3 protein-coding genes are annotated in these 1,254 nt (G+C 40.6%); all 3 read right to left on the reverse strand.

All coding sequences use genetic code 11. The annotated features are described in order from the left end of the window. Positions 1-476, reverse strand: a 476-nt coding sequence (locus AB0N14_RS40235; protein ID WP_366030630.1) for a GH25 family lysozyme, incomplete at its 3' end; no start/stop codon positions are given. Continuing rightward, the gene (locus AB0N14_RS40240) at positions 473-823 is read right to left on the reverse strand and encodes a holin (protein WP_081144332.1); all 351 of its coding nucleotides are present in this window, start codon (positions 821-823) and stop codon (positions 473-475) included. The genes AB0N14_RS40235 and AB0N14_RS40240, both read right to left, overlap by 4 nt. Positions 824-874: 51 nt before the next feature. Beyond that, the gene (locus AB0N14_RS40245) at positions 875-1,147 is read right to left on the reverse strand and encodes a hypothetical protein (RefSeq protein WP_366030631.1); all 273 of its coding nucleotides are present in this window, start codon (positions 1,145-1,147) and stop codon (positions 875-877) included. Positions 1,148-1,254: the final 107 nt, after the last annotated feature.

The following is a 1,254-nucleotide window of genomic DNA, read 5'->3' on the forward strand; positions in this document are numbered from 1 at the left end:
GGCTTGTCAGAATAATACATTGGAGTATATCCAGCCGCTTTTACACGTCGCATTCCATAAAGAATCGCATCAGTATTGGTCTGTTTATTTCCACTTGCTCCACCTTCATAGTCCAAAGCTACAATAGAATTCTTTGGCGTTTGAATTTTTGGTAAATAGCGGTCAAGTGCTGCTTTTGCTACTTCTTGTGAACCTCCGACTTGATACCAAATATAAGTGTGCGCTCGTTTACCTTGAGCAATTGCTGAAGCTACTTGCGTTTCATAGGTGGCTTGGTCTACAAAGGTTCCACCGTAAGTCCCTCCGATTTGGCTAAAAGCAAATTTATCATGGCCATAACCAAAATTACCGTAAGTTCCGTTATATACTGACCAGTCCACCCCTTGGTCACCTACTGCCGCAAATACAGGTCCACTTGCTGCGACAACAAAGAAAGCTACCATTCCAATGGCAGCTTTTTTAATTACTTTTTTCATTTGTTTTCCTCCGTAGTATCATTTTCAATAACATCAGTCTTAGAACTTTTTGATTTCAAATAATTCACAAGTTCTTGAAACATCGGATTTACTTGGCAAATCAATTGAATCATTCGTGCACCAAAGAAAGCAAGTGAGCCATTAATAATCCAATTTACTTCATTTTCATAAGCTCTTGAGCTTGAGAAGTGCCAAAACTCAAATACAATCCAAAATAAAGCGATTGTTGTTAAATCAATAATGATTCTTTTTCTCAAAGGTGGGTCCATTTTTTCCCCATCTTTTAACCATGTCAATCCTAATATAATTAAGATTAGCCCTGAAACTCCTAATAATTGATACTCCAATTTGTATTTTTCCTTCCATTAATAAAAACTCTACCTTTCGATAGAGTTGTTCTAAGCTGTACGTTTCCAAATATAGGCCGCCTCAAACGGTTGCCAGTTATTATGGTTAGTGTTATCTCCAACTGTGATTCCACTTGGTTCTGTATCCATTGCATAAGAACCGCTTGGTGCAGAAGCCGAAGCCCAGTGGTTTGTGCCAGCTCCACGAGCTAAAACAAAGTTTCCTGAAGTTGGAATGATTGTGTGTTGTGACAATGGATTAATTGAACCACCTTGCTTGCCGCTAGTTGATAAAGCTGTATCAGATTCATCAACTCCGACCAACACTCGACCCTTTACTCGTGCCCATGTTCCAGTTTTAAAAAGGTCTTTAGGGCCTCACGCCGGCGACGCGATGGACGCCGAAGGGTGTGCCGACTCCCGATGCCCGC

The sequence above is a fragment of the Streptomyces sp. NPDC051104 genome, from assembly GCF_040682835.1.
Lineage (GTDB): Bacteria > Actinomycetota > Actinomycetes > Streptomycetales > Streptomycetaceae > Streptomyces > Streptomyces cynarae.